This is a genomic window from Streptomyces otsuchiensis, from assembly GCF_004305975.1.
Taxonomy (GTDB): domain Bacteria; phylum Actinomycetota; class Actinomycetes; order Streptomycetales; family Streptomycetaceae; genus Streptomyces; species Streptomyces otsuchiensis.
Genome location: NZ_BHZI01000359.1, coordinates 1 through 4,931, shown reverse-complemented (window position 1 = coordinate 4,931; position 4,931 = coordinate 1). Strand labels below are relative to the sequence as shown.

5 protein-coding genes are annotated in these 4,931 nt (G+C 72.3%); all 5 read right to left on the bottom strand.

All coding sequences use genetic code 11. From position 1 onward, the window contains the following. Nucleotides 1-323: 323 nt before the first annotated feature. Complete coding sequence (locus E0D90_RS23530) at nucleotides 324-1,298, bottom strand: ABC transporter ATP-binding protein (protein WP_130799996.1); 975 nt, start codon at nucleotides 1,296-1,298, stop codon at nucleotides 324-326. 14 nt (nucleotides 1,299-1,312) lie between these two features. Continuing rightward, complete coding sequence (locus E0D90_RS23525; protein WP_103502915.1) at nucleotides 1,313-2,086, bottom strand: ABC transporter permease; 774 nt, start codon at nucleotides 2,084-2,086, stop codon at nucleotides 1,313-1,315. A 31-nt stretch (nucleotides 2,087-2,117) separates the two neighbouring features. Continuing rightward, a complete protein-coding gene (locus tag E0D90_RS23520) occupies nucleotides 2,118-2,948 on the bottom strand; it encodes an ABC transporter permease (protein ID WP_130799995.1) in 831 nt (276 codons plus the stop codon). Nucleotides 2,949-3,056: 108 nt separating this feature from the next. Then, on the bottom strand, nucleotides 3,057-3,875 hold the full coding sequence (proC, locus tag E0D90_RS23515) for a pyrroline-5-carboxylate reductase (RefSeq protein ID WP_130799994.1): 819 nt from the start codon (nucleotides 3,873-3,875) through the stop codon (nucleotides 3,057-3,059). Nucleotides 3,876-3,988: 113 nt separating this feature from the next. Beyond that, nucleotides 3,989-4,780, bottom strand: a complete 792-nt coding sequence (locus tag E0D90_RS23510; RefSeq protein ID WP_130799993.1) for a class I SAM-dependent methyltransferase — start codon at nucleotides 4,778-4,780, stop codon at nucleotides 3,989-3,991. Nucleotides 4,781-4,931 lie beyond the last annotated feature (151 nt).

The window sequence follows — 4,931 nt, the reverse complement described above, 5'->3', positions numbered from 1 at the left end:
TCCTGACCCCCAGTCGGCGGGGTTTTGAGCTTTTCGCCCTCCGGCGTGTTCTCTACTTTAGAGCATTTCCCCGGCCGGTTTCAAATCGGCCCCGAGTCATGAATTCGACACGCCAAAGGCACGTCAAATCAGACCCGTCAGGGTGGTGACTCTCAGAAGAGTTGCTGCCAGGACCTGGGACGCTGTGCGTCGCTTGGGAAGCCTCACGGCTCCGTGGCAGCTCGGAGAACACTACGCACGGCCCCCCGCGTCGTCAACTCGGGTCGGACGCGGCCCGCGTCACACCCCGCGGTGTCCCCCCGGCGGGCCCGAGGGGCGCTGGTTCAAGCGCCCGGGACGGTGGCCCGGTCGGCGTACATACGGGCGATGACCTGCTCGATGTCGGGCTCCCGCACCGACAGGTCCAGCAACGGGTACCGCTCCGCCACCGCGGCCACCAGCGGCGCCGCCCGCTCCGTGGTGGGGAACGCCAGCCACTGGCGTGGCCCCTCCACCCGGACAGTGCGCGCGCCCTCGATCCGGATCGGAGGCAGCTCGCGTTCCAGGTCCACCACCAGGGTCCGTTCGCTCTCCCCGAGCCGGTGCAGTGCTGCGAGGTCGCCGTCGTGGACCATCCGGCCGTGGTCGATGACCATCACCCGCCGGCAGAGCTGCTCGATGTCGGTGAGGTCGTGCGTGGTCAGCAGCACGGTGGTGCCGCTCTCGGTGTTGAGGTCGCGGAGGAAGCCCCGCACCTTGGTCTTGCTGACGACGTCGAGGCCGATCGTCGGCTCGTCCAGGTACAGCACCTCGGGGTCGTGCAGCAGCGCCGCCGCGATGTCGGCACGCATCCGCTGGCCGAGGGAGAGCTGCCGGACGGGGACCGCCAGCAGTTCCCCGAGGTCGAGCAGTTCCACGCAGCGTTCCAGGTTGCGGCGGAACCGGGCCGGCTCCACCCGGTAGATCCGGCGGGCGAGCGCGTAGGAGTCCCGCAGCGGCAGGTCCCACCAGAGAGTGGTGCGCTGCCCGAACACGACGCCGATCCGGCGGGCCAGGCGCGCCCGGTCCCGCGCCGGCTCCACGCCGGCCACCCGCAGCCGGCCGCCGCTCGGGGTCAGGATGCCGGTCAGCATCTTGATGGTGGTGGACTTGCCCGCGCCGTTGGGCCCGATGTAGCCGACCATCTCCCCGCGCTCCACCCGGAAGGAGATGGAGTCGACCGCCCGCACCTCGCGCCGCACCCGGCGGACCAGGCCCGCTCGGCGGCGGACGGAGAAGACCTTCTCCAGCCCGTCGACCTCGATCAGTGGTTGCTCCATGGCCGTCCTCCCGGTCAACTTCCCGTGCTGCGATAGCTGTTCACGGCGATCCTCCAGACCAGGGCCGCGACCCCGCAGGCGGCCGCCGCCACGAGCGGGGAGGTGAAGTCCACCCAGCCCGGCAGGCCCAGTGGGCTCTCCCGGTCCAGCAGCCGGCTCGCCGGGACCCAGTTGACGAAGGCCAGGGGCACCACGAAGGTCACTCCGCGCACCAGCTCGGCCGCGAACACGGTGGGCGGGTACTGGAGCATGGTGTTGCCGCCGTAGGTGAAGCAGTTCTGCACCTCGGCCGCGTCCTGGGCCCAGAACTGGAAGGCGCCGCCGAGGGCGTACAACGCGCCGTAGATCGCCGTGCCGCTCAGCACCATGATCACCAGCAGGGCCCACTGGGCCGGTGACCACGCGGCCCGGACCGGGCCGAGCGCGTAGAGCGCCCAGGCCAGCACCAGCAGCCCCTGGGTCACCCGCCCCAGCCGGCGCAGCGCGAAGCGGTCGGCCGCCAGCTGGAGGAAGACCGGCACCGGCCGCACCAGCAGGGTGTCCATGGTGCCGTCCCGCACCCGGGCACCGACCCGGCTGACGTTGCCGACCAGCAGTTCGGTCAGGCCGAGCGAGGTGCTGGTGGCGCCGTAGAGCAGCGCGACCTCGGCGACGGTGAAGCCGCCGAGCACCTCGATGTGCGAGAACATGATCATGATCGCGACGAAGTCCAGGCCGGAGGCGAGGAAGCTGCCGAGAACGGCCAGCAGGAAGGACGCCCTGTACGCGAGGGCCGCCCGGATCCACATCGCGGCGATCAGCGCGTAGGAGCGCAGCGCGTCAGCCACCCTGCACCACCACGCGGCGGGTCGCCGCCGACTGCGCCAGGCGTCCGGCGAACAGCAGCACCGCCGCCCATCCCGCCTGGAAGACCAGCCCGGTCACGGCCGATCCCCCGGCCCGGCGTTCCAGGAGTACGTCGGCGGGTACCTGGAGCATCGCCGCCCACGGCAGCCAGCGGACGACCTCTCCCAGTACCCCGGGGAAGACGGTCAGCGGGAGCAGCATCCCGGAGGCGAAGATCCCCACCAGGGTGCTGAGCATCAGCACGCCGCTGCCGTCGAGCATCCAGAACGCCGAGAGCCCCACCAGGTAGCGGATGGCGAAGCCGACCACCACCGCGCCCCAGACCGAGAGCAGGAACAGCAGCCAGACCGCCGGGTCGGTCGGCAGCCGCAGTTCGAACGCGAGCGCCCCGACAGCCATCGGCACCACCCCGCGGCCCAGTAGCTGGAAGGCCGCGCGTCCCATGTCGAAGGCGAGCCACCACAGTTGGAGGTCGACGGGCCGGTAGAGGTCGATGGCGATGTCGCCGTTGCGGATCCGCTCGTGCAGCTCCTCCTGGAAGCCGCCGCCGAGCAGGGCCACGGCGCCGATCAGCGCCTGGCCGATCCAGACGAAGGTGACGGCCTGGGCCTGGTCGTAGCCGCCGAGCTGCGGGCGTTCGGCCCACAGCGCGATGAAGGTGTAGGCGAGGACGTACCCGAAGACGGTGTTGGTGAGGACGCCCGCCGCGGTGGCGACGCGGTAGGTCGCGTAGCGCCGGAAGCTCCCGGCGGCCACCGCCCGGTACACGCCGGAGGGACGCCGGAGCCGCAAGGCCACGCTCATGTCGCCCCACTCCTGGGTTCGGTCCGGCGAAACAGCCGAGCCTAGAGCGGTGGGCGCGGCCGCCGCCACCGGTTTGTCGCGCAGTCCCCCGGCCGCCGCCCGCCGGGACTACTTCCCGCTGTCGCCGCCGGCCGCGAGGGCGCGGCTCCGGTCGCGGGCGGCCTCCAGCGCGTCCAGGAAGGCTGCACGGACACCGTGCTTCTCCAGCTCCCGGATGGCGTTGATGGTGGTTCCGGCCGGGGAGGTGACGGCCTCGCGGAGCGTCACCGGGTGGTCGCCGCTGTCGCGCAGCATCACGGAGGCGCCGTAGGCGGCCTGCACGATCAGGTCGTGTGCCTTGTCGCGGGGCAGTCCGAGCAGGATTCCGGCGTCGACCATCGCCTCGACCAGGAAGTAGAAGTAGGCGGGTCCGGAGCCGGAGAGCGCGGTGGCGGCGTCCTGCTGGGACTCCGGCAGCCGCAGCGTCTTGCCGACGCTGTCGAAGATCTCCTCGGCGTGGGCGAGGTGCTGCTCGGTGGCGTGCGCGCCCGGGGAGATCACCGACATCGCCTCGTCGACGAGGGCGGGGGTGTTGGGCATGACCCGGACGACGGGGGTGCCGGCGGGCAGGTGCTGCTCCACGAAGCCGGTCGTGATGCCCGCCGCCGCGCTGATCACGAGCCGGTCGGCCGCCGTGTGCGGGGCGAGCTCGGTCAGCAGGGCCGCCATGTCCTGCGGCTTGACGGCGAGGATGAGGATGTCGGCGCGGTCGGCGGCCTCGGCGTTGCCGACGACGTCGATGCCGTGCCGGGCGCGGAGCGCCACGGCACGTTCGGCGCGGCGGGCGGTGGCGAGCAGCTGACCGGGGGCGCGCCCTCCGCGCAGCAGCCCGCCGAGGAGGGCTTCACCGATCTTCCCTGCTCCGAGGACGGCGATCTTGTGGCTCATGGGGTCCATGGTCGCACCGGGTGGCGGCCCGGTGCCGGATTGTCCGCAGGTCGGTACCGGGTGCCGCGTCCGTGGTGCGGGCGGGCGGGGTCGACGCGACGGAGCGCTCCGGGTCAGGCCGCCGCTGTTCCGTCGCCGGGGGCGCGGACGAGCACCAGGCGCACCACGTAACGCTCTTCGACGATTCCTTCCGGGAACTCCGCCTGGACGGACTCGCGTTCGGCGTCGATGATCGGCGCGGACTGCTCGGGCGGCAGCACGGCGAGCGCGGAGTGGGTGGCGAGGTGGTCCAGATGGGTGTCGAGGGGGACGCTGCGGGTCCAGCGCAACTCGTCCTCCACGGGGGCGAGTCCGAGGCCGAGCCCGGCGATGATCGAGGCCGCGTTGTCGCTGGTGGCGAAGCGGGTGTGCTCGGGGGTGGCGGCGGCGATCCGGTCCCACTGGCCGCGTATCCACTCGACGTCGTGGTCGGGGACGTTCCACCACAGCGCGAGGGTCCCTCCGGGCCGCAGCACGCGCAGCGCTTCGGGGACGGAGCGCTCCGGCTCGGTCCAGTGCCACGACTGGGCGTAGGTGACGAGGTCGAAGTGGCCGGAGGTGAACGGCAGTGCGTTGCCGTCGGCGCGGACCAGGGGAAGCCCGGGGTGGGCGACGTTCAGCTGGGTCGCCATCGGTTCGGACGGTTCGACGGCGGTGACACGGGCGCCGTGCTGGTTCAGCAGCTGGCTGGCGATGCCGGTGCCCGCGCCGACGTCGAGGACCTCGGTCTCGGCGAGGGGGTGTGCGACGCGCGCCTCGATCAGTTCGAACAGCTCGGGCGGGTAACTCGGCCGGTTGGCCGCGTACTCGGTCGCCACGGCGTCGAAGGACCGGGCGTGGTCGGCGTTCGGGAGCGGTGAGGTCATGTCTGTCGTCTCCCCCGGGGCGCCGGGTGCTACACGGCGTCGGGACGGGGTTGGCCGGGACGGCGACCGGACCGGCCACCGCGCGGTGGGCCGGTCCGGTATCGGAGCAACACCTCTGCTTGCGGACGGTGTTCGGGGCGGGGGCGCGGGG